Source organism: Thermomicrobium sp., from assembly GCF_053493975.1.
Window position 1 is genome coordinate 13,503 of the sequence record NZ_JBRBZA010000067.1, and the last position, 20,542, is coordinate 34,044.

Annotated in this window: 20 protein-coding genes; 10 read left to right on the forward strand and 10 right to left on the reverse strand. The window is 65.1% G+C overall.

All coding sequences use genetic code 11. The features are described 5' to 3' along the window. Positions 1-12: 12 nt before the first annotated feature. The gene (locus tag ACWIVK_RS10830; RefSeq protein ID WP_448576704.1) at positions 13-1,044 is read right to left on the reverse strand and encodes a thiamine pyrophosphate-dependent dehydrogenase E1 component subunit alpha; all 1,032 of its coding nucleotides are present in this window, start codon (positions 1,042-1,044) and stop codon (positions 13-15) included. Continuing rightward, the gene (locus ACWIVK_RS10835) at positions 1,020-2,480 is read right to left on the reverse strand and encodes an alpha/beta fold hydrolase (protein WP_448576705.1); all 1,461 of its coding nucleotides are present in this window, start codon (positions 2,478-2,480) and stop codon (positions 1,020-1,022) included. Before ACWIVK_RS10835 ends, ACWIVK_RS10830 begins: the two co-directional genes overlap by 25 nt. Positions 2,481-2,925: 445 nt before the next feature. On the opposite strand from ACWIVK_RS10835, the gene ACWIVK_RS10840 reads away from it, so the two are divergent. Continuing rightward, positions 2,926-4,149, forward strand: a complete 1,224-nt coding sequence (locus tag ACWIVK_RS10840) for an MFS transporter (RefSeq protein WP_448576706.1) — start codon at positions 2,926-2,928, stop codon at positions 4,147-4,149. On the opposite strand, the gene ACWIVK_RS10845 is transcribed toward ACWIVK_RS10840, so the two are convergent. Further along, entirely contained in the window at positions 4,138-4,464 is a 327-nt protein-coding gene (locus tag ACWIVK_RS10845) for a cupin domain-containing protein (protein ID WP_448576707.1), read from the reverse strand. The two genes, ACWIVK_RS10840 and ACWIVK_RS10845, sit on opposite strands and share 12 nt — an antisense overlap. A 44-nt stretch (positions 4,465-4,508) precedes the next feature. Between ACWIVK_RS10845 and ACWIVK_RS10850 the strand changes: the two genes are divergently transcribed. Next, positions 4,509-5,804 carry an MFS transporter gene (locus ACWIVK_RS10850; RefSeq protein ID WP_448576709.1) on the forward strand — a complete coding sequence of 432 codons (1,296 nt, stop codon included), beginning with the start codon at positions 4,509-4,511 and terminating at the stop codon, positions 5,802-5,804. Here the strand turns inward: ACWIVK_RS10850 and ACWIVK_RS10855 are convergent. The 5 genes from ACWIVK_RS10855 to ACWIVK_RS10875 form a co-directional block, all read right to left on the reverse strand. Continuing rightward, positions 5,787-6,629 carry a cysteinyl-tRNA synthetase gene (locus ACWIVK_RS10855; protein WP_448576710.1) on the reverse strand — a complete coding sequence of 281 codons (843 nt, stop codon included), beginning with the start codon at positions 6,627-6,629 and terminating at the stop codon, positions 5,787-5,789. The two genes, ACWIVK_RS10850 and ACWIVK_RS10855, sit on opposite strands and share 18 nt — an antisense overlap. Before the next feature lie 31 nt (positions 6,630-6,660). Then, positions 6,661-7,395, reverse strand: coding sequence for a cytochrome c biogenesis CcdA family protein (locus ACWIVK_RS10860; protein WP_448576712.1), 735 nt, complete (start codon positions 7,393-7,395; stop codon positions 6,661-6,663). Next, positions 7,388-7,597 carry a hypothetical protein gene (locus ACWIVK_RS10865; protein ID WP_448576713.1) on the reverse strand — a complete coding sequence of 70 codons (210 nt, stop codon included), beginning with the start codon at positions 7,595-7,597 and terminating at the stop codon, positions 7,388-7,390. Before ACWIVK_RS10865 ends, ACWIVK_RS10860 begins: the two co-directional genes overlap by 8 nt. A 3-nt stretch (positions 7,598-7,600) precedes the next feature. Further along, the gene (locus ACWIVK_RS10870; protein WP_448576714.1) at positions 7,601-8,026 is read right to left on the reverse strand and encodes an ArsR/SmtB family transcription factor; all 426 of its coding nucleotides are present in this window, start codon (positions 8,024-8,026) and stop codon (positions 7,601-7,603) included. A 169-nt stretch (positions 8,027-8,195) separates the two neighbouring features. After that, on the reverse strand, positions 8,196-8,885 hold the full coding sequence (locus ACWIVK_RS10875; RefSeq protein WP_448576715.1) for a hypothetical protein: 690 nt from the start codon (positions 8,883-8,885) through the stop codon (positions 8,196-8,198). 252 nt (positions 8,886-9,137) lie between these two features. On the opposite strand from ACWIVK_RS10875, the gene ACWIVK_RS10880 reads away from it, so the two are divergent. The 5 genes from ACWIVK_RS10880 to ACWIVK_RS10900 all read left to right on the forward strand — a co-directional run bounded on the left by ACWIVK_RS10880 (position 9,138) and on the right by ACWIVK_RS10900 (position 12,609). Then, positions 9,138-9,869, forward strand: coding sequence for a metallophosphoesterase family protein (locus ACWIVK_RS10880; RefSeq protein ID WP_448576716.1), 732 nt, complete (start codon positions 9,138-9,140; stop codon positions 9,867-9,869). A 31-nt stretch (positions 9,870-9,900) separates the two neighbouring features. Further along, the gene (locus tag ACWIVK_RS10885) at positions 9,901-10,359 is read left to right on the forward strand and encodes a universal stress protein (protein WP_448576717.1); all 459 of its coding nucleotides are present in this window, start codon (positions 9,901-9,903) and stop codon (positions 10,357-10,359) included. After that, positions 10,356-10,775, forward strand: a complete 420-nt coding sequence (locus tag ACWIVK_RS10890; protein WP_448576718.1) for a potassium channel family protein — start codon at positions 10,356-10,358, stop codon at positions 10,773-10,775. The genes ACWIVK_RS10885 and ACWIVK_RS10890 overlap by 4 nt, the downstream gene beginning before the upstream one ends. A gap of 34 nt (positions 10,776-10,809) precedes the next feature. Next, positions 10,810-11,478 carry a potassium channel family protein gene (locus ACWIVK_RS10895; protein ID WP_448576719.1) on the forward strand — a complete coding sequence of 223 codons (669 nt, stop codon included), beginning with the start codon at positions 10,810-10,812 and terminating at the stop codon, positions 11,476-11,478. 165 nt (positions 11,479-11,643) lie between these two features. Beyond that, positions 11,644-12,609, forward strand: a complete 966-nt coding sequence (locus ACWIVK_RS10900; RefSeq protein WP_448576720.1) for a hypothetical protein — start codon at positions 11,644-11,646, stop codon at positions 12,607-12,609. Positions 12,610-12,955: 346 nt separating this feature from the next. On the opposite strand, the gene ACWIVK_RS10905 is transcribed toward ACWIVK_RS10900, so the two are convergent. Both ACWIVK_RS10905 and gatB read right to left on the reverse strand, forming a co-directional pair. Next, complete coding sequence (locus tag ACWIVK_RS10905; protein ID WP_448576721.1) at positions 12,956-14,221, reverse strand: Glu/Leu/Phe/Val family dehydrogenase; 1,266 nt, start codon at positions 14,219-14,221, stop codon at positions 12,956-12,958. Between the two features lie 103 nt (positions 14,222-14,324). After that, positions 14,325-15,776 carry an Asp-tRNA(Asn)/Glu-tRNA(Gln) amidotransferase subunit GatB gene (gene gatB / locus ACWIVK_RS10910; RefSeq protein WP_448576722.1) on the reverse strand — a complete coding sequence of 484 codons (1,452 nt, stop codon included), beginning with the start codon at positions 15,774-15,776 and terminating at the stop codon, positions 14,325-14,327. A gap of 305 nt (positions 15,777-16,081) precedes the next feature. Between gatB and ACWIVK_RS10915 the strand changes: the two genes are divergently transcribed. The 3 genes from ACWIVK_RS10915 to ACWIVK_RS10925 are packed head-to-tail and all read left to right on the forward strand — an operon-like array spanning position 16,082 to position 20,436. Then, a complete protein-coding gene (locus ACWIVK_RS10915; protein WP_448576723.1) occupies positions 16,082-18,517 on the forward strand; it encodes a molybdopterin-dependent oxidoreductase in 2,436 nt (811 codons plus the stop codon). Positions 18,518-18,542: 25 nt separating this feature from the next. Further along, positions 18,543-19,001, forward strand: coding sequence for a NuoI/complex I 23 kDa subunit family protein (locus ACWIVK_RS10920; protein ID WP_448576724.1), 459 nt, complete (start codon positions 18,543-18,545; stop codon positions 18,999-19,001). 19 nt (positions 19,002-19,020) lie between these two features. Then, entirely contained in the window at positions 19,021-20,436 is a 1,416-nt protein-coding gene (locus ACWIVK_RS10925; protein WP_448576725.1) for an aspartate ammonia-lyase, read from the forward strand. Positions 20,437-20,542 lie beyond the last annotated feature (106 nt).

Below are 20,542 nucleotides of genomic sequence, written 5' to 3' on the forward strand. Positions count from 1 at the left end.
TCCCTCCTCGCTTCAATGACGAAACGCGAGCTGTTCAGCCGGGTAGCTGACGTAGACGTCGGTCAAGCACTCCTCGGGTGGTGGGAGCGGGCTGGATTCCGCGAACTGAACTGCTTCCTCGACCTGCTGCTTGACCGCTCGGTCGATCGCATCGAGTTCGTCCTCGCTGAGCAGCCCCTGGCTCAACACCGTCTGACGGAAACGCTGGATGGGGTCTCGGGCGCGATAAGAGGCTTCTTCTTCAGGAGTGCGGTAGGTTACGGCATCCCCCTGGAAGTGCCCGTAGTAACGGAAGGCGCGACACTCGAGCAGCGTCGGGCCTTCGCCGCGGCGCGCGCGGGCGATCGCTTCGCCGGCTGCCTCGTACACGGCGAAGACATCGGTCCCGTCGACCAGCACGCCGGGCATGTCGTAAGCCGAGGCACGCGAGGCGATGTCGGGTGCGGCACAGTGGTAGGTCCAGGGTGTCGATTCGGCATAGAGATTGTTCTCGCAGACAAAGACGACCGGGAGTTTCCAAATCGCAGCGAGGTTCATCGCCTCGTGCGTGGTTCCCTGCTCGGCGGCCCCGTCCCCAAAGAAGCAGACTGCGACCTGATCGGTTCCGAGCGTCTTGGCCGTCAATCCCGCTCCACAGGCGATCGGTGGTCCGCCGCCGACGATACCATTGGCCCCGAGCATCCCCTTGTCGACGTCGGCGATGTGCATGGAGCCGCCCTTCCCCTTGCAAACGCCGGTCGACTTGCCGAAGAGCTCGGCCATCATCGACTTCACGTCGACACCCTTGGCGATACAGTGCCCGTGCCCACGGTGTGTACTGGTAATGGAGTCGCGGTCAGTCAGGTGAGCACAGACGCCGACCGCGATCGCTTCCTCGCCAGCATAGAGATGCACGAAGCCGGGGATCCGGCCAGCGGCGAAGAGTTGCGCGACGCGGTCTTCGAAGGCACGGATGAGGGCCATCCGCTCGTAGATCCACAGCAGTTTGTCGCGCGGGATCTCCACGGTGCACCTCCCTCTCAGTCCACTCTGTTGACCAGCCATTCCTCGAGCCAGTTCGTGAGCTCGCCGAGTACGCGCCCGAAGACCGGGTGCTGGGCATTGAGCCAATTGAAGTGCCCCATCCCCTCGAGCACCACGAGTCGCTTCGGTTCTCCCGCGCGTCGGTAGGCGGCCAGTGACTCGTCAGGTGCGACGAGCACGTCCTCCCGGCCATGGACGAGGAGGAGCGGGCGCGGTGCGATCCGATCGATCTCTCGTTCGGGCACGTACTCGAGGAGCGCCTCAGCCGATTCGAGCGTCACCTCAGGCTCGACGACGAGCTCAGGAAACCGTTTGGCGAGTTCGCGCATGGTCACTTCGGTCTCCGGATCGGGTGGCATGATCGTGGAGAGCGGCACCTGCCGAGACGTTCCGCTCTGCACGCGAGCGCGGCGGTCGAGGGCGATCTCTTCTAAGAAGAGTCGCCACTGCCATTCAGCGCGGAGGCTCCGTAGCCAACGGCGTCCATCGGTCACCGGCGCGAGCGCCACGCACGCGCGCACGCGCTCGTCGCGTGCTGCGACCGAGAGAGCATGCGCCCCACCCATACTCAGGCCGCCGATGGCGAGTCGGTGTGGATCGACCGCCGGGTGCGTTTCGAGGAAAGTGAGTGCAGCGCGCGCATCCCGGATCCGCTCGTCCGGGATGAGGCGCCCACGTGGTCCTTCGCTCGCCCCGAAGCCGCGGTAATCGAACGTGAGGACGACGAAGCCAGCATCGGCCAGCGCCTGCGCGAGGAGCGGCATTCCCAATTCCTTGATGCCATGGATGCCGGTGCACAGCACGATTCCTGGTCGCGGTAGGGGAAGATGAGTCGGGAGGAAGAGTTCTCCGGACAGCGCATACCCGTCGCTCCAGAAACGAACGGTTTCACCGCGCGGCTGGCCTGGGGCACTGCGCGACGCCAGATAGCGCTCGATGTCCTCCGCCGTGATCCGTCCACCGGGACCGGTTCCGCGGATCTGCCGCAGGTCGATCCCATGCTCCCGGGCCAGCTTGCGGGCTGCTGGCGTGGCGCGAATCTCCCCACCCTCGGTCGCTGATCGCTCGGTCAGCGTCGGGAGGCTACTGGCTCCACTCGCTGTCGGGGCTGTACTCGTGGGCGTTGCCGTGGGGGATCCTGAGACGATCGTGCTGAGATCCACCGTCTCGCCGGGCTCAGCGATGACGGCGATCGGCGCCGCGACCGGGAGCACCGCACCTTCCTCGGCCAGCACATGTGCCAGAATGCCCGAGGTGGGCGCTTCCACTTCCACCGTCAACTTCTCGGTCTCGACCTCGAGGACGGGCTCGCCAGCGCTGACGGTCTCGCCGGGGCGCTTGAGCCAGCGGCCGATCCGCCCTTCGGTCATGGTAAGGCCGAGCTTCGGAACCACGAGGACTGTCGCCATACCGGTCGCCCATTCGCTCGTTTGATCGACTGGTGTTCTTATTTCCACGGTGTCCTTATTTCCACAATAATGCGGGGAGCGAGCGGTGTCAAGACCGGGCCGAGCCCTCGGTCTCGTGCTGGTTGACGGGTGCGACGCCAGTGCACAGTTGGCAGCATCCGGAGGGCAGGGCCCTGCACCAACGGTCAGCAGACCTCGTCAGCCAGCGTCGGGATGACCGGCTGGAAGCAGGGGCCTGGTTACCCGACGACCGCGCGCCGCAGCGGAGAAGCGGGAGCTCGTTCTCCGCCCGTCAGCGAACGCTGCCTGGCGCGTGCCCTGGCTCGCCTCGTGGCCGGGGCGTCCCACGGAGTCGAGCAGGTCGTGAGAGGCGGGCACTGTTCAGCACTGTGGAATGGTGAGGCCGCACGAGGAGCGAGGGGGACTATACTAGTGCGACAGCTTTCGCGGGTCATCCTGCGGCTCGGGTGGATCCTCGGCGAGGAGGAAGGCGATGGGAACGGAGGCAGCAGCCGCGCGCCCGCGAGCGGTCGGCAAGCCAGCCATCTGGGACGCGCGCGGCGTGTTGCTCATGTCGTGGGCGCACTTCGCCCATGACCTCTATCCTTCGTTCCTCGGTGTCCTGGTCCCGGCGATTCAGGCGAAGCTCGGGGTCTCGCTGTTCTGGGCCAGCGCCATGGTTCCGGCGCAGCAGCTTCCCTCGATCGTGCAGCCGTTGCTCGGCTACGTGGCGGACCGGACGAGCCGTCGCTGGTTCGTCGTGCTCTCGCCAGCAGTGGCGGCGCTCGCGCTCTCTTCCATCGGCATCGCACCGCACTTCGCCGTCGTCCTCGTGCTGCTCCTCGTTTCGGGACTTGCCTCGGCTGCGTTCCATGCACCGGCTGTGGCGCTGGTCGGCGAGTTCGGTGGACAGCGGCTCGGTCGGGCCATGGCCATCTTCATGGCCGGCGGTGAGTTGGCGCGAACAGTCGCACCGGTCCTGCTGACCGCAGTGATCGCGCAGTTCACCTTGGACGGGATGCCGCTCGTCATGCTCGTCGGGCTCGCCGCCTCGGCGACGCTCTTCCTGCGGCTCCGGACCGAGGCGAGCGACGTGATCGCCCGGCGGCACGCTGGCCAAGTCCAGTTGCGGCGGCTCATCCGCGAGCGTCAGCGGCCGTTCATCGGGCTCTTGGGCTCGGTGGTGGCGAACACCGCTGCGGTGACACCACCCAGCTTCTTTCTGGTCGAATATCTCCTCCAGCGTGGTCGGAGCGAGTGGTACGGTGGACTGGCCCTGTCTGCCTTCTATGCCAGTGGCATCATCGGTGGACTGGTCGGGGGATCGCTCTCCGACTGGGTGGGACGACGCGGCGCGTTGCTTCTCTCCTCGCTCGGGACAGCGCCGCTCCTCGCGTTCTACTTGGCCATCGAGAACGGGAGTTGGCTCATGCTGCCGCTGCTGGTTCTGATCGGGGTTTTTGCGACACCGCCGCGCTCGGTGACGCTGGCACTGGCGAACGACATCGCCCCCGAGGCCCGAGGCCCGCTGTCCGGCTTCACGCTCGCGACCAGCTTCGTCGCTCAAAGCATCATCGCGCTCGCCTTCGGTGCCGTGGCCGAGGCGATCGGTATCGAGCGAGCGTTCTGGTTGACGGTCGGCGCCTCGTTGGCCGGGGTACCGTTCGCCTTCCTGATCCCGGCGACGATGGGGCGGTCCCGTTCCTCAACTGGATGAGACCGGACGGTGAGCCTCCAAGCACGTGACCCCATGGGGACCGACGACCGCGCTGTGGACGGTTCCTGCCGGGAGATCGAGGCGGTCACCCGGACCCAACTCGATCGCCTCGCGATCGTCCACGAAAAAGGTGATCGAACCACTCACGACATAGAGAACCTTGTGGTACGGGTGAGTGTGCGGGGCATAACGGTCACCGGGAGCGTTCGACCAGTAATAACCGCGCAGTCCCTCAGCAGCCAGGGCAGCCTCGAGTTCCGCGCTCGTCGGTGGCTGTGGGGTGTTCCAGCGCGTGACGCGGATCGTCTCCTGCATGGTGACCTCCTCTCCCGTCGGTCGTCCCGCTCGATCAGGTGCGGATGGAACGATTGATGCGACTGGCACGGGTGCTCGAGCCAGGACCAGGCGCGCTGCGTTCATGGTACCGAATCAACCGTGTCCTGGTCTGGATTGCTGCGATCGTCGGCATCAACCAACTCGGTTTCGGGAGCATCGTGCCGGTCGTTCCACTCTACGCGCAAGCCTACGGTGTTTCTGAAGTGCTGATCGGGCTGGCGATCGCGATCTATGGCCTCGCTCGCTTCACGTCATCGGCTCCGGCTGGCTGGATCGCCGATCGCGCCGGGCGCCGGTGGTCGTTGTTCGCTGGTGGCCTGGCGACCGTTTTGGGCAATGTGCTCTGTGCGCTCGCGCCCTCGTATCCGATTTTTCTCGTCGGTCGGTTCGTCGCGGGAAGCGGTGCCTCGATGGTGCTGACCAGTGGGCAAATCGTGCTGGCCGATATCACCGAACCAGCGACGCGCGGTCGGACGATGGCGATCTACCAGGCTGTCTTCCTGTTCGCTGTCGGCTTCGGGCCGATTCCTGGCGGCCTTTTGGCACAGTATGGGGGCCTGAGTGCTCCCTTCTGGGTCTACGGTTTCGTCGGCGCGATCGTCGCGGTGCTCGCGCTCTGGCGCCTACCCGAGACGCGTCCAGCTGGTGCTCGTGAACCCGCGCCGGGCAGCGAGTTCGTCTTCGGGCGCCAGTTGGTGCGCGTGCTGCAGCATCGACCACTGTTGCTCATCGGACTGGTCACCTTCGGGAATTTCTTCGCCCGAACGGGCGCGCTCTTCACGCTCGTCCCGCTGCGAGCGGAGCGCGAGATCGGGCTCAGCCCCTCGCAGATCGGCTTCGGTCTGGCGGCAGTGAGTGTCGTGTCGCTGGTCATGGCCTATCCGGCTGGCGTCCTGGTCGATACGTTCGGACGCAAGATCGTCATCGCGCCGGCAACATTGTTCAGCGGGCTCGGTCTCGTCGGTTTCGCCTTCGCTTCGTCCTATCCGTGGTTTCTTCTGGCCTGCGTCACGTGGGCTCTGGCCAGCGGGATCGGGGGAGGAGCACCAGCCGCCTATGCGGCGGATGTCTCCCCGCCAGGCATGACAGCAGCGGCGATGAGCGCCTATCGGATGCTCTCCGAACTCGGCTACGTGGTCGGACCGACCGTGCTGGGACTCGCTGCGGAAACGATCGGCATCCGTGCGACGCTCGTGGCGACAGCGGTCGTGATCGTCGGGCTGGGCGGGCTTTTCTGGCTGGCGGCTCCAGAGACGTGGCCAGGGCGGCGGATGGCGAGCGATCGAGATGCCGCCGGCGCGTCAAGAAACAGTCGGTGAGGAGAGAAGGTCGAGCGGGAACCGCTCGCCACGATGGAAGACGAACTCACGCTCGGGCGTCAACAGCGTCACCGTGCCGCTACCGAGAACCCGACCGGAGCGAGCCGCAAAATCGAGGACGCACGCGGTGTGCTCGTCGATGCCGAGGATCACGGTTCCGGACGGCAACAGGCGACGGAGGGCCGCGAACCGTTCTTGTCCCATGAAGCAGCGGCTCGTGTCGAGTTCGTCCCCACCTTCGCGGTTGTTCCAATGAGGGACGATGGCGAGCGAGTAACCGAGCGAGCCAAGCAGATCGAGCCCCTCGACCCAATGCAGGTCAGCTCCAGCCTTGAAGATCTCGTACACCGGCAGGGTGAAGCGGCTGATCGCGAGTGCAGCGGCGCTGGCGAAGGCGAGGCGGAGTCCACTCGACCAGCGTTCGACGAGTAGACGCCAGGTCAATGTTCCGGCGAGCTGGCGCACCATGTAGGTCGGACTTCCCGGCCCGGCGACGACACAGTCGGCCCACTCGAGCGGCTCGGCGACGAGTGAGGAATCGGGATCGTAGACGCTTCCCCGCCGACGAGCCGGGACGAAGCGGACTTCAGGCTGAAATTCGGGAAGATGCTCGTACAGGAACTGGGCGAGCCGGCGCGCGACGAGCGCTGCGTTCGGTTGGAAGCCTGCCGGGGTCTCCATGATCGCGACGCGGACGGGTGGCGGAAGCTGCGCGAACAAGGCGGCAAACGCTTGCCGGCCAGCATGCGCCGTCTCACCGGAACCGATCAACGCGATGGTGCCAGGAAGTCTGCTCTCCTGCTGGCTGCTCGTGTTGCCACTCATGGGCAGGCTTCTCCCTGCTCGATCGAGGTGCTCAGCGGTATGACGACCAGTAGAGGACGATCGTCACGCCGGCGAAGACGAGCAAGGCGGCCGCTGCGGTCTGTACATAGGGAATGGCCCGCCGGAGCACCCGCACGAGCCCGAGGCGCAGAAAAGCGAGCGCAACGGTCAGGGCGACGACGACGCTCGTCATCCCCAGGCTGTACGTGGCCAGCTGCAGGGTCCCCCGCAAGAGCTCACCACTCAAAAGAGCACTTCCGGCAGCGATCATGAAGACCGGGAAGGTGCAACTCAGCGATACCAGACCATAGGCGAGGCCGAAGAGATAGAAGGCTCGGACCGATCGTTCCCCGCGACGCATCACGCGGTCGGCGAGTCGCTCGAACTGGGTCGGTGCGATGACCCGCCCAGAGAACATCGCCATCCCCATGAGGATGAGGACGATACCGATGCTCATGCCGACCCAGGGCATGACCGGGAAGAGGAAGCTGCCGCCGAGCGAGACGACGAGACCGGCCAGGACGAACAACGTGGAGAAGCCGAACGAGACGGCGATACCGACGAGCAGCGCGCGGCTCAATCGCACCGGAGCGCTCGCTGGCCGGTCGTCGTCGAGACCGAGATACAAGGCGAGATACGCTGGGAGCATCGCGAAGCCGCAGGGATTGACCGCTGCCAGCATGCCGGCACCGAAGGCATAGCCGAAGGGCAGCCATCCCGCGACCGTCGCGAGCCAAGCCGCGACGACCGCCTGGAGCTCACTCACGTGACCGGACCTCCTCAGCGAGCGTACAGCTCGGGTTGTGCCGGGTGATCAGAAGGGCAGCGAGGGTACCGAGCAGTGGGGCAAGGGCGACGATGAGCAATGCCCATTGTCCAGTCGAGAAGCCGTAGACGGCGATCGCCAGTGCGACGATGAGCCATCCGAGACGGCACGGAGCGAGCAGGGCGAGAACGAGTTGACGCATTCGTCAATCCTCCATGGAACAGCGGCAAGCGGCGACTCGGCAGGCCGCGATCGCCGCAGCGTTGGGAACAGCCAGGTCACGGGCCAGCGCGAGCAGGGCGGGGACACGGTGGTCCGCGATCGTGTAGAAGCGATACTTTCCGTCCCGGCGCACCCGCACCAGTCCGCAGGTCCGCAGGCAAGCGAGGTGCGTCGAGACGCGTCCTTGAGGCTGCTGGAGTCGCTCGACGAGCGCGCTGACGTGGAGTTCTCCTTCGCGAGCGAGCAGCTCGATGATGCGCAGGCGGGTCGGATCGGCCAACGCATGAAGAAGGCGGGCCAGCACGTCTGGGGTGACTTCGGTGCTCGGCGCCCGTTCGAGCGTCACCCCGCGGGTCACGCGGCGGTGGAACCGCTCGAGGTCGTGGTGTGTATCGATCTCGTCGTTCATACCTCGCCTCCTGAGAGAAGTGTAGCGAGCGCGTACCGTCGCACTACGACCAAGACGCCCGGAGTCGGCTAGCTGAGTAGCAAGATCGAGCGAATACCCGACGAGTGGACCGCTGCTCATCGCGTTGCCGGCCCACTCGTCGATTCCGCACAGTCGCACTCCTGGCCGCTCACTCCGTGAACTCGGGGAGAGGCTCCTCGCTGAAGGAGAAATCGGCCCACAGTTCACGGAGCTGGGTCACGAACGAACTCGCGCCCTGCTGGAGTCGCTCGCGCTGCTCGGGTCGCAGTAGGCCGAAGTAGACCAGAGCTGCTGCCGCGCTCATCCAAAAGCTGAGGGCAGCAGTGTCTCGTGCACCCGCTGCGAGGCGAGTGAGCAGTCCTGGCCGGCGAGGGCGAGCGGAGGGCGGCGCGAGGCGCTCGGGGACAGCGCGGACGCGTTCGGCAGCTCGCTGGAGCGCTCGCTCGGCCGTCAGCGCTGCCTGACGAGCAGCCTGCTCGGTGGCAGGCAAGATGTCGCGCTGCAGTTTTTCCACCGCTGCCCGTTCGGCTTCCAAGACCGCAGTCGCGCTGCGGGCGCGTTCCGGTACCGTGCGCACAGTCTGCTGGACGAGCGGCTTGACGCGCTTGCGCCAGATGGAGCGCGCGATCTTACCGTCGTGGACTGGTAGTCGCTCGCGCATCTCCTGCACTGCCTCGCGGAGCGAGGTCAGCGTCGATTCGAGGTCGATGTCCTGAGCGAGTCGCTCGCGCAAGGTGCGGCGGCGTCGCCGGCGCGCGACGAGCGCTGCGACGATCGTCACGGCAGTCCCGCCGGCGAGTACGCTCCAGAGCTTCCAATCATTTCCTGCTTGGACCATCCTTTCCCTCCTTCACCGGCGGTACCGGTAGTTTCCATGGTACCACTCTGGAGAGGCGACCATCGCTTCGCGGGAACTGTCGATCCGGAACCCTCCGCTCGCGCCGGGGAGTACCTGTGGCAAGAAGTACAGTGCTTCGTCGCGTTCTGGCTAGCGAGCGGCTCGAAGCGAACGGAGTATGCCAGAGCACCCTGTGAGTCCGCTTCCACATCCAGTAGTGGTTTCTGGAATACCCTGAAAGGGAGAGGAGCGATGCGCGTTCTCGTCGTCTCGGACATCCACGGTAACCTGGAAGCGTTGGAAACGGTCCTCGCAGCAGCTGGCCCGGTGGATCGTGTCTGGTGTTTGGGAGATGTCGTCGGGTACGGCCCGCGGCCACGCGAGTGCGTCGAACGCATCCGGGAAATCGCGGGGCCGGCGACCGTGCTGGGGAACCACGATGCCGCGTGCTTGGGGCGCTTACCGCTGGAAGGCTTCAACCCGGTCGCTCGCTACGCCTTGCGCTGGACGATGCTGCAGCTGGGAACCGAGCACCGTGCCTTTTTGGAGAGCTTGCCTGAGAAGCTGGTTCTGGACGAAGTGACGCTGGTGCACGGGAGCCTGCGGGCACCGGTATGGGAGTACGTGTTCACCGCGGAGCAAGCGCGGGCGAATTTCCGGCTGCTCGAGACGCGCCTTTGCTTCTTTGGACACACGCACGTACCGTTTCTGTTGAGCGAGGAAGCAGCGCAGCGGGGCGAGCGACCGCTGCAACCGTCCGATGGAATGGTCATCGATACCCGTGAGGGGCGTCTGCTCGTGAACCCGGGCTCGGTGGGCCAGCCGCGGGATGGGGATCCTCGGGCTGCCTTTCTCCTTTGGGAGCCAGAGGCGCAGCGTCTCACTTTTCGGCGTGTACCGTACAATATCGAAGCGGTGCAGGCCGAGATGGCGGCGACGGGACTCTCGCAGCTGTTGATCGAACGTCTCGCGCTGGGCCTTTGACCGCGCGTCGCGATGGGACTGGAGGGGAAAGGTGGCACGAGTCTACCGCCGGGTGGTCGTCCCGGTGAGTGGTTCACCAGATGACGAGCGGGCGATCGACCTGGCAGCAGCGGTCTGTGCCACCAGTGAGACGACGCTCCTCCTCGTGTATGTGGTCGAGGTGCCGCAACGGTATGCCTTGGATGTCGAGTTGCCCGAACAGATCGAGCGGGGGTCAGCGATCCTGGAACGGGCGACGCAGTACGCGCAGCGCGTCGCACGCGGGAAGTGGAAGCGGGTGCTGACCGAACTTCTACAGGCGCGCGTGGCTGGTGCGGCGATCGTCGACGAGGCGATCGAACGCGCGGCTGATGCCATCATCATGGCGACGAGGAGTCGTTGGACCTTGGGAGTCCTGACGCAGGGAGAGACGCTTCCGTATATCCTTGACAATGCTCCGTGCGACGTCGTCGTCGTGCGGGTCGCTGAGCGAGGAGAGGCAGCATCGTGAGGATCGTCATCGTCGGTTGTGGACGCGTCGGGGCGAAACTGGCGAGCGACTTCGCTGAGGAGGGGCACCAGGTCTCGGTCGTCGATCAGCGACAGACAGCCTTTCGGCGACTGCCTCCTGGCTTCCGTGGCCAGCTCGTTCTCGGCACCGGTATCGATGAGGATGTGCTCCGGAATGCTGGAATCCAGCAGGCTGACGTGTTCATCGCTGTGACCGAGAACGACAACACCAACATCATGGCTGCCCAGATCGCGCAAGTCATTTACCGCGTTCCAAAAGTGATCTTGCGTATCTACGATCCCGATCGTGCCGAAATCTATCGCGAACTCGGCTTGACGGTCATCTGCCCGACCCGGACCGTCTCGGAAATGATCGAGCAGGCTGTGCGCGGTGAGCTGGTGACGAAGACCGGCTGAGCATCCTTCGAAAGCTGGGTGGGGAGCGTCCGCGATGTACATCATCGTCGTCGGTGGTGGGAAGGTCGGGTACTATCTCACGAAGACGCTCGTCAACGAGGGATACGAGGTCTTCCTCGTGGAGAAAAACCCGGTCAAAGTGCAGATCTATCGCGATCGCTTCGGTGCGATCGTCATGCAGGGGGACGGGGCGGAGGTCGCGACACTGGCGGCCGCTGGTGCCGGGCGTGCCGATGTGGTGATCGCAGTCACTGGTGACGACGAGGACAATCTGGTGATTTGCCAGGTGGCGCGCGAGCGGTTCGGTGTCCGGCGAACGATCGCTCGTGTCAACAACCCGAAGAATGAGGAGCTCTTCCGGCGGCTGGGGATCGACGTCACCGTAAGCCAAACGAACGTTATCTTGAGTCTGATCGAGCAACAGATCCCCGAGCGACCCTTCGTCCACCTCTTGGCGCTCCGACACGCCGATCTGGCGATCGTGGAAGCCAAAGTCGCTGCCGAATCGTCGGTCGTCAACCAGCCGATCTGGCAGCTCCCCCTGCCGCCCGAGGCGATCATCACGGCGATCATCCGCCGGGGGGAGCTGATCATTCCGACGGGCCAGACGGTCATCGAGCCGGGAGACGAGTTGATCATCGTGACCAAGCAGCAGCGCGAGCCCGAACTCCGCGAGCTCCTGTGTGCTCCAGCCACGGCCTGAGCGTGCTTCCCTCGGTCGCTGTCCGATTCTCGACGAGCGTGCCTCGTTCACCGAGGCGTACCTCGTTTTCACCTCTCGGCCAGACTATGCTCGATTCGGACTCCGAGTTCCGTCAGTTGGTCTATTCGTGCCCGTCGCGAAGAGCGATAGAAGGAGCATGCGAGCGTGGCAGCTGATCGCTTGCCAGAGGAGTTGATCCGGAGGATCCGGGAAGACGCCGAGTTCCGGCGCCTCCTCCTGGAGGTCTTGCTCGGCGAAGAGTTTTTGCAACTTCCAGCCGGCGTTCGGCGGATCGAGCAAGCGGTCGATCGATTGATCGAGGCGATGGAACGGGATCGGCAAGCAGCGCGCGAGCGCGAGGCCCGGATCGACGCGCAGATCGAGCGACTCGGCCAGCGCATCGATGCCGTAGCGCGTTCGATCGACCTATTGGCGAATCGCGTCGAAGCCCAGATCGAAGCCTTGCCTGCCCGGATGGAACGGGTCGAAGCCCAGATCGAAGCCCTGACGCAGCGGATGGAGCGGGTCGAGGCGCAGATCGAGGCTCTGACGCAACGGATGGAACGAGTCGAAGATCGTCTCGGCTCGGTCGAAGAGCGGGTCGGCTCGCTCGAGGAGCGTGTCGGATCGGTCGAGGATGAACTGGTCAGGGTACGCGACCGTCTCGATGAGCTGACTGGCAAAGCTTTGGAGCAGTACTATCGCGAGCGCGCGCCAGCGATTTTCGGTCGCCGGCTGCGACGGGTGCGCGCCATGACGATCGGACAGTTGGCGGAACTCATCATCGAGCGGCTACCCGGCCCAGAGGGGGACGATCTGTTCGAGGCCGACCTCGTCGTCTCGGGAGGCCTATCCACAGGCGAGCGGCCTGAGGTGTGGGTCGTCATCGAAGTGTCCGCGACGGTCGATCGCTTCGATGTGGAGCGGGCGGTTCGCCGCGCGACGGCGCTGCGGCAGCTCCATCCCCTCGTCTTGCCCGGCGTGGCAGGTCTGCGACTGACCGAGGGTGGACGGGAACTGGCGAGCGAGGCTGGCGTCATCGTGATCACGGACGGGAAGGTGGCCGGTTTCGAGGCGGCTCTGGCTCGCTGGCTGCCGAGCGACGCGGCGATGGACGATGCGCTCGGCTGATCGAGTCCCGGTGTTCGCCGTGGTATCCGGCAGTGCAATGGGACCGCGGGTTTGGATGGTGGTACCAGGAACGTCTCGTGTCTTGCCACTCCGGCAATCGACTTTCTCACGATCCTCCCGCCAGGCGGGCAGTGCGCCAAAACCGGAAAACGGACGGTCGGCTCCTGCGGCGAGGCCGAGGTGAGCAGAACGACGCTGTTCTCCCTCCCTGCCCGATGGGTGTGCTCGTCACCGTGGCCTGTCGGCACCCGCTGAGCGCAGCGAGCGAAACTCTGCACCCCTCCGCTCCACCTCATGGCGAGCGAAGGGGTGCACGCTGAGGTGCCAGCTGGCTCATGGAAAAGCGTCACGGGTAGATACCGCGCAACCGCGTGATCTCGGCGACGCGCTGGACAGCGAGTGCGAGCGCGGCCGTGCGGAGCTGGACATGATACCGTTCGGCGGTGGCATGGATCGCTTGGAAGGCGCGCGTCATGATCGTACGGAGGCGGCTGTTCACTTCCTCTTCGGTCCAGTAGAAGTGCTGGAGCCCTTGGACCCACTCGAAATACGAGACAGTCACGCCCCCGGCATTGGCATAGATGTCCGGCAGCACGATGATGCCGCGATCGAAAAGGATCCGATCCGCTTCTGGCGTGGTCGGACCGTTCGCGGCCTCGGCGATGAGCCGGGCGCGGATCCGCGCAGCGTTTCGTTCGGTGATTTGCTCCTCCAACGCAGCCGGGATCAGGATGTCGCATGGGAGCTCGAGTAATTCCTCATTCGTGACCCTTTCAGCTTCCGGGTAGCCGACGACCGAGCCGGTCTGCTGCTTGTACGCGAAGACCGCTGGGATGTCGAGTCCGTTCGGGTTGTAGATGCCGCCGCGCGAGTCGGAGACAGCGATGATCCGACTCCCCAGCTCGTAGAGCAAACGGGCAGCGGTCGAGCCGGCATTGCCGAAACCCTGGATCACGACACGTGCTTGGGTCAAGTCGATCGCGTAGGTCTTCGCTGCTTCTTCGATCGCGAAGACGACGCCCCGACCGGTCGCCTCCAGACGACCGGCCGAACCACCGAGGATCGGCGGCTTGCCGGTCACGACTGCGGGCACGCTGACGCCCCCGTGACGGTGCATGCTGTAGGTGTCCATGATCCAGGCCATGATTTGCGGGTTCGTGTTGACGTCCGGTGCTGGGATATCCTGATGGGGTCCGAGCAGGATCGAGATCTCCGTCGTGTACCGGCGCGTGAGATTCTGGAGTTCGCCGGGGGACAGGAGCTTCGGATCGACGCGGACCCCGCCTTTCCCACCACCGAACGGGAGACCCATGATCGCGCATTTCCAAGTCATCCACATGGCGAGCGCTTTGACCTCGTCGAGGGTCACGTTCGGGTGATAGCGGATCCCACCCTTGGCTGGTCCCGCAGCGAGATTATGATGGACGCGATAGCCAGTGAAGACTTTGATCGATCCGTCGTCCATCTCGACCGGGAAGTTGACAGTCAGTTCACGCTTGCACGTGCTGAGAATCTGGCGAAGTTCGTCTTCCAAGCCGATGAGATCGGCTGCTTGGTTGAACTGCTCGACCGCGATCGCGTACAAGCTATGTTCTGGTGTGGTGAGTACCATCCTCTGCCCCCATCTTCGACGCGCCAATCGATCACCGCACCTGCGCTGGCGCGCAGGTGAAGCGCTTTGCGGCTCACCGCCGCGACGAGGGGGCAAGGCGAGGTCACTCGACCGGTTGCTGGAGCGCCTCTTCCAACAGTCGACGAGCCACGGCCGGATTGGCGCGACCGGCGAGCGCGCGATTGACCTGGCCGAGCAAGAAGCCGATCGCCGCCGTTTTCCCTTTGCGATAATCGGCGACCGCTTTCGGATTTTCGGCGAGGACGCGCTGGACGATCGCGCGGAGCTGGGCCTCGTCGCTCACCTGGGCGAGCCCGCGCTCGGCGACGAGCACCTCCGGATCGGTACCGGTCTCGCTGATCGCCCCCAAAAGTTCCTTGGCGGTGAGCGTACTGATGGTTCCGCGTTGAACCAGTTCGATGAGCTGTCGCAACTGGCGTGGTTGGACCCCGACCTCGGAGATACCGCAGCCACGCTCGCGCATCAACGCGAACAGCTCGCCAGTGATCCAGTTCGCGGCCTCGCGTGCCAGCGTGCGGTCTTCGGCGACGCACGCCTCGAAGAAGTCGGCGACCGTGCGTTCCTCGGTCAGCAGTGCTGCTTCCTGCGGGCCGAGCCCATACTCGACCTGGAATCGCTCCCAACGAGCGAGCGGCAGTTCAGGCATGGCCGCACGGAGACGCGCCAGATCGTCCTCAGTGAGAAAGATCGGCGGGAGGTCCGGTTCGGGAAAGTAGCGGTAGTCGTCCGGATACTCCTTCGCGCGCTGGGTGACCGTGATCCCTTGGTCCTCCAGCCAGCCCCGTGTCTCCTGGACGAGACGCTCGCCACGGCGGATCGCTGCCCGCTGGCGCTGTTCTTCGTACGCCAACGCGCGTTCGACCGAGCGGAAGCTGTTCAAGTTCTTGATCTCTGCCTTGGGCCATTGCTGCTGGCCATCCGCGGTCCGTTGCGAGATGTTGGCGTCGCAGCGGAAAGCCCCTTCTTCCATGTTGCCGGTCGAGACACCGAGGTAGCGGAGAACCTGGCGCAGTGCTTGCAGAAACAGACGCGCTTCCTCGGGAGAGCGCAAGTCCGGTTCGGTGACGATCTCGATGAGCGGAACGCCCGAGCGATTCATGTCGACGAGGCTGTAGCTTTCGCCCGCGACCGTGCGATGGACCAAGCGTGCCGTGTCTTCTTCCAGGTGCACGCGGCGAATGCGGACACGGCGCCGCTCACCGTTGACCAGGAATTCCAACGCGCCATCGACACAGAGCGGTAGGTCGTACTGCGAAATCTGGTAGCCCTTGGGAAGATCGGGATACATGTAGTTCTTGCGGTCGAACTTGCTGTAGGGCGGGATGCGGCAACCGAGGGCGAGGCCGGTCATCACGGTCATTTCGACGGCTCGTCGATTGATCACCGGCAAGGAGCCGGGGAGCCCAAGGCAAACCGGGCAGACGTGGGTATTCGGTGACGCGCCAGCGTAGTCGGCTGAGCACCCGCAGAACATTTTCGACCGGGTCAAGAGCTGGGCGTGGACTTCCAGCCCGATGACCGTTTCGAATTCCACCGATCCCTCCATCCCGCTCTCGGCCGCGAGTATAGCATCCTGGCGGCCCCCGGCTGTTGTCCTCTCGAGCGAGCAGACCCGTCGCGCGAGGAGCGACTCGGCTCTCGGCAGGTGTGGACTCGATCCGTGCCTCCCCACGCTCCTTGGCTGGATCGGAGCATGGCTCGTCGCCGAGCAGAGCGAGCGACGGCCGGTGAGCGGCTGCGATCCGGGGAGCAGCCTCGTGCGGTGGTAAGATCAGGGAAGGTGAAGCTGAAAGAGGCCGGGTTCGGCCTGTTCTCCTGTATCCGAGAGGGGCCAGTCGCATGACCGTGATCACCGAAAGCCGCCTCGTCACCGTCACGATCGACGGACAGCAGTACACTGTGCCGGAAGGCCTGACCATCCTGGAGGCCTGCCGGATGGTCGGTATCGAGGTACCGAACCTCTGTTATCAACCGCTGCTTCGACCTTGGGGCTCTTGCCGGATCTGCACCGTGGAAATCCTGGGTCGTCGCGGTGGGCTGGTCGAGTCCTGCGCCGCACAGGTGCGCGATGGGATGGAGATCGCCACGAAATCGCCGGCGTGCGAGGAGGCGCGGCGGTTCGTCCTGCAGCTCTATCTCATCGACCACGCGCTCGATTGCCCGACCTGCGATAAGTCCGGCGAATGTTATCTCCAAGACAACACCTATTATCACAACGTCCACACGAACCCCTTCCGACGTCCCAAGCTGGCACGCCCCTACAAGCATTTGAGCGAGTACATCGACTACAAGTGGGAGCGTTGCATTCTCTGCGCGCGTTGTACCCGCGTCTGTGACGAGATGATCGGGGTCACGGCGATCGAAGTACTGGGCCGTGGCCTCGAGGGCGAAATCGGCAGTGCGTGGAATATCGATCTGACCCGCACCACGTGCACGTCCTGCGGCATGTGCATCGCGGTCTGCCCGGTGGGGGCGCTGACTGACCGGCGCTTCGCGCATCATCCCTGGGAACTGGACGCGACGGAGACGATCTGCGGTTTCTGCGATGTGGGCTGCACGCTGAATGTCGAGCACAACCGTGGTCTAGTACGCCGGATCACCCACCTCTGGGAGCGCGGCGTCAACTATGGCTACACCTGCGTGCGCGGCAAATGGGGATACGAGCAGGTGCAACACCCAGCGCGGTTGGAAAACGCGTTGGTACGCGAGGGTGACGAACTCGTTCCGGTCGAGCTCGCCGCAGCCCTCGACCGTGCTGCCGAGTTGCTGCGACCGTATCGCGGTACGGCGTTCGCGCTCTTGGCGTCGCCCGATCGAACGAACGAAGATCTCTACCTGCTGCAGCGGTTCGCTCGCCAGGTGATGCGTTCGCCGCACGTGGACACGCTGGTCTCCCCGGCGCAGCGGGCGGTCGATGCCGCGCTCACTGCGTCGTTCGGACTGCCGGTGAGCACCAACTCGATCCAGGAAGTCTTCACCGATACCGGATGTCTCTTGGTCGTGGGACCGAATATCGGTCAGCATGCCCCCGTCGCGAGCTACTGGCATTCGTGGGCACGACTCTACCGCGAAACAGCGCTGGTCGTCGTGAGCGCCGACGAGTTCCCGCTTTTCCACCGGGCTGATGTGTGGTTGCGCATTCGCCCGGGAACGGAGGCAATGGTCCTGGCGGCGATGGCCCGCGTGATCCGCGACCGCGGATTGGCTCGCCCAGTCGAAGGGGCGACAGGACTGAGCGCGTTCATGGCCTCTCTCGACGCGATCGATCCGGTCGCGGCGGCCGAGGCAGCCGGAGTGAGCGTGGCGGCGTTGGAGCGTGCCGCCGTGTTGTATGCGACCGGTGGAGCTGGCGAGGATGCTTCCCCCTATCCACCGAGCCAGATCCAGCACACGCTCGCTCACGCGCAGCACGGCGATATCGCTGCGGCGGCCCTGCTGGCCAACGATCTGGCACTGCTCACCGGCAATATCGGACGAGCTGGTGCGGGCGTGGTCGCGTTCCGCGGTCCGGCGAATGCTCAAGGTGCGCTGGACATGGGTTGCCATCCAGACTGGCTACCGGGGTATCGCTCGCCGGAGGACGCGGCGATGCGGCAGGACTTGGCAGCCCTTTGGGCCGAGACGGGTGGCAATGGGAGCGGCTCGGCCGAGTTCCCGAGCGGAGCAGGGTGGGGCTACGCGGAACTGGTGGCAGCGATCGAGCGCGGTGAGGTCCGTGCGCTGTATGTAGCGGCGAACTCGCACGCGTACGCTCCAGCGCTCGATGAGCGGTTCTTGGCTGCGCTCGATCGGCTCGAGGTGCTGATCGTGGAAGAGAGTTTCCCCAGCCCGCTGATCGAGCGAGCGCACGTCGTGCTCCCGGTCACGATGTTCCTCGAGCAGGACGGGACGATGACGACCGCCGATCGAGTAGTGCAGCGGCTGCGCCGCGCGGTCGATCCGCCGGGGGAGGCGCGTCCGAGTTGGCAGCTTGTCCAAGAGTTGGCGCGCCGGCTCGGCTATCACTGGAACACGCGCCATGCGGTGCAGCTCTTTCAAGAGATCGCCCGTGCTGTGCCGATCTACCGCGGCATCACGTTCCCGCGGCTCGAGCGCGGGCCCATCGCCTGGCCGGCAGCGCCCGGCGAGCGAGCGCGCCAGACGCTGCGCATCGGTCAGAACGTGCCGGGCGGCGGGTGGGCGGTCTGGTTGGGCAGCGGGATCGCGCTCAGCGATGCCTGGCTGCGGCTGGACCGCGAGCCGCTGCGCGGCCGGATCGCCTTCCGAACGCCCTGACCGCGATCGCCCGAGGAGGCACACGATGGTCTTGCAGGACATACGCGGCTTTCTGGTCACGCTGCGGCACTTCTTCCAGCGGCCAGTGACGATCCAATATCCCGAAGAGAAACGGGAGCCGGCACCGCGCTTCCGCGGTTTGCCGGCGCTGCGCTCCGATCCCGAGACCGGCGAAGCGCTCTGTGTCGCCTGTGGGCTGTGCGCCCGCATTTGTCCGACGAGCTGCCTGGAGATGCACGTCGTCCCCTCGGAGGAGGGTGACCGGGAGCTCGGCGAGTTCATCCTGCGCGCTGGTCGCTGCATGTTCTGCGGGCTCTGTGCCCAGGTGTGTCCGGTCGATGCGATCACCATGAGCGGGGAATACGAGCAGTCGGTGCTGGACCGCGAAGGACTCATCTACGTCAAGACGGAACTCGCGGCGATCGGCTCGCAGCGGCCGAGCTGGTGGGAAGCGGATGGTGGACTGGGCTCCGAGCAGGAGTAGGGATGGGAGGCAGGGAACGATGGCGATCGAGACGGTACGGATCGAACGCGATTCGCTCGGCGAAGTCGAGGTGCCGGCCGAGGCGCTCTATGGCGCGCAGACCGCCCGGGCGGTACGCAACTTCCCGATCAGTGGCCTACGCCCGCATCCGGACCTCATCGTGGCGACCGCGCAAGTCAAGCTCGCTGCGGCTCGCGTGAACCATCGTGCTGGCCGCCTGACCGACGAACAGGCACGCGCGATCGAACAGGCCGCGCAGGAAATCATCGATGGCCTCTGGCACGAGCACTTCGTGGTCGATCCCTATCAGGCGGGTGCCGGGACATCGCACAACATGAACACGAACGAGGTCATCGCCAATCGGGCGAACGAAATCCTCGGCGGCCGGCGCGGCGAGTACAAGCCAGTGCACCCCAACGATCACGTCAATCTGGGTCAATCGTCGAACGACGTCATCCCGACCGCGGGCCGTCTGGCCTTGCTGCGAGCCACTCCGAAGCTGATCGAGGCGTTCCGCCAGCTGGCCGATGCGTTCTGCCAGAAGGCGCACGAGTTCGGGAATCTGACCAAAACCGGCCGGACGCACCTGCAGGATGCGGTGCCGATCCGCTTGGGCGACGAGTTCACCGGATACGGGGCGGCCCTGCGGCGAGCAGCCGACCGGATCGCTGAAGCGCGCCTCGCGCTCACCGAGATCAATCTGGGAGCGACGGCACTGGGAACCGGGATCAACGCCTTCCCCGGGTATCGCGCGCAGGTGGCGGAAGAACTGAGCCGCATCACCGGTTTTCCCCTGCGCCCAGCTCGGAACACGTTCGAGATCACCCAGAGTCATGCCGACTTCGCGCACCTCTCGGGCGCCATCCGCAACGCTGCTCTCGAAGTGATCCGGATCGCCAGCGATATCCGGTTGCTGGGCTCGGGGCCACGTGCGGGGTTGGGCGAGATCATCCTGCCACCAGTCCAGCCCGGTTCCTCCATCATGCCCGGCAAAGTGAACCCGTCGATCGCCGAGATGGTCAATATGGTCGCCTTCCAAGTGGTCGGGTACGATCATGCGGTCTCGCTCGGTGTCCTCTCCGGGCAGCTCGATCTGAACGTCTGGACGCCGCTCATCGTGTACAACCTGCTCTGGGCGACCGATATTCTGACCAATGCGCTGGACGTTTTCCGGACGCGCTGCGTCGAAGGGATCCAGGCCAACGAGAAGCGGCTGGCGGAGCTCGCGCACGGCAGCATCGCGCTGGCGACGATCTTGACGCCGCGGATCGGCTACCTGCGGGCGGCGGAGATCGCCAAGAAGGCGTGGGAGACCGGTAAGACCGTGCGCGAGGTGGTCGTCGAGGAAGGAGTGCTCTCGCCCGAGGAGGCGGATGAGATTCTCGACCCGGTCAAGATGGCGCTGCCGCAGGATCCGGACGCGAACCAGTGCTGATGGTGCTGTGTTCGGATACAGTAGGAGCGGGTAGGTTGCTCCTGGTCACCGAGGCATGGCCTTCGCTGCCGGAGCGGTCGCAGCAGTAGACAGCGGCATGGGAGGA

What these genes read in the sequence shown, in the direction of transcription:
- ACWIVK_RS10925 (WP_448576725.1), top strand. Translation starts at nt 19,021, where the DNA reads ATGGCGATCGAGACGGTACGGATCGAACGCGATTCGCTCGGCGAAGTC.
- ACWIVK_RS10865 (WP_448576713.1), bottom strand. Translation starts at nt 7,597, where the DNA reads ATGCGTCAACTCGTTCTCGCCCTGCTCGCTCCGTGCCGTCTCGGATGG.
- ACWIVK_RS10855 (WP_448576710.1), bottom strand. Translation starts at nt 6,629, where the DNA reads ATGAGTGGCAACACGAGCAGCCAGCAGGAGAGCAGACTTCCTGGCACC.
- ACWIVK_RS10895 (WP_448576719.1), top strand. Translation starts at nt 10,810, where the DNA reads ATGTACATCATCGTCGTCGGTGGTGGGAAGGTCGGGTACTATCTCACG.
- ACWIVK_RS10870 (WP_448576714.1), bottom strand. Translation starts at nt 8,026, where the DNA reads ATGAACGACGAGATCGATACACACCACGACCTCGAGCGGTTCCACCGC.
- ACWIVK_RS10905 (WP_448576721.1), bottom strand. Translation starts at nt 14,221, where the DNA reads ATGGTACTCACCACACCAGAACATAGCTTGTACGCGATCGCGGTCGAG.
- ACWIVK_RS10915 (WP_448576723.1), top strand. Translation starts at nt 16,082, where the DNA reads ATGACCGTGATCACCGAAAGCCGCCTCGTCACCGTCACGATCGACGGA.
- ACWIVK_RS10850 (WP_448576709.1), top strand. Translation starts at nt 4,509, where the DNA reads ATGGAACGATTGATGCGACTGGCACGGGTGCTCGAGCCAGGACCAGGC.
- ACWIVK_RS10920 (WP_448576724.1), top strand. Translation starts at nt 18,543, where the DNA reads ATGGTCTTGCAGGACATACGCGGCTTTCTGGTCACGCTGCGGCACTTC.
- ACWIVK_RS10830 (WP_448576704.1), bottom strand. Translation starts at nt 1,044, where the DNA reads ATGGCTGGTCAACAGAGTGGACTGAGAGGGAGGTGCACCGTGGAGATC.
- ACWIVK_RS10845 (WP_448576707.1), bottom strand. Translation starts at nt 4,464, where the DNA reads ATGCAGGAGACGATCCGCGTCACGCGCTGGAACACCCCACAGCCACCG.
- ACWIVK_RS10840 (WP_448576706.1), top strand. Translation starts at nt 2,926, where the DNA reads ATGGGAACGGAGGCAGCAGCCGCGCGCCCGCGAGCGGTCGGCAAGCCA.
- ACWIVK_RS10875 (WP_448576715.1), bottom strand. Translation starts at nt 8,885, where the DNA reads ATGGTCCAAGCAGGAAATGATTGGAAGCTCTGGAGCGTACTCGCCGGC.
- ACWIVK_RS10880 (WP_448576716.1), top strand. Translation starts at nt 9,138, where the DNA reads ATGCGCGTTCTCGTCGTCTCGGACATCCACGGTAACCTGGAAGCGTTG.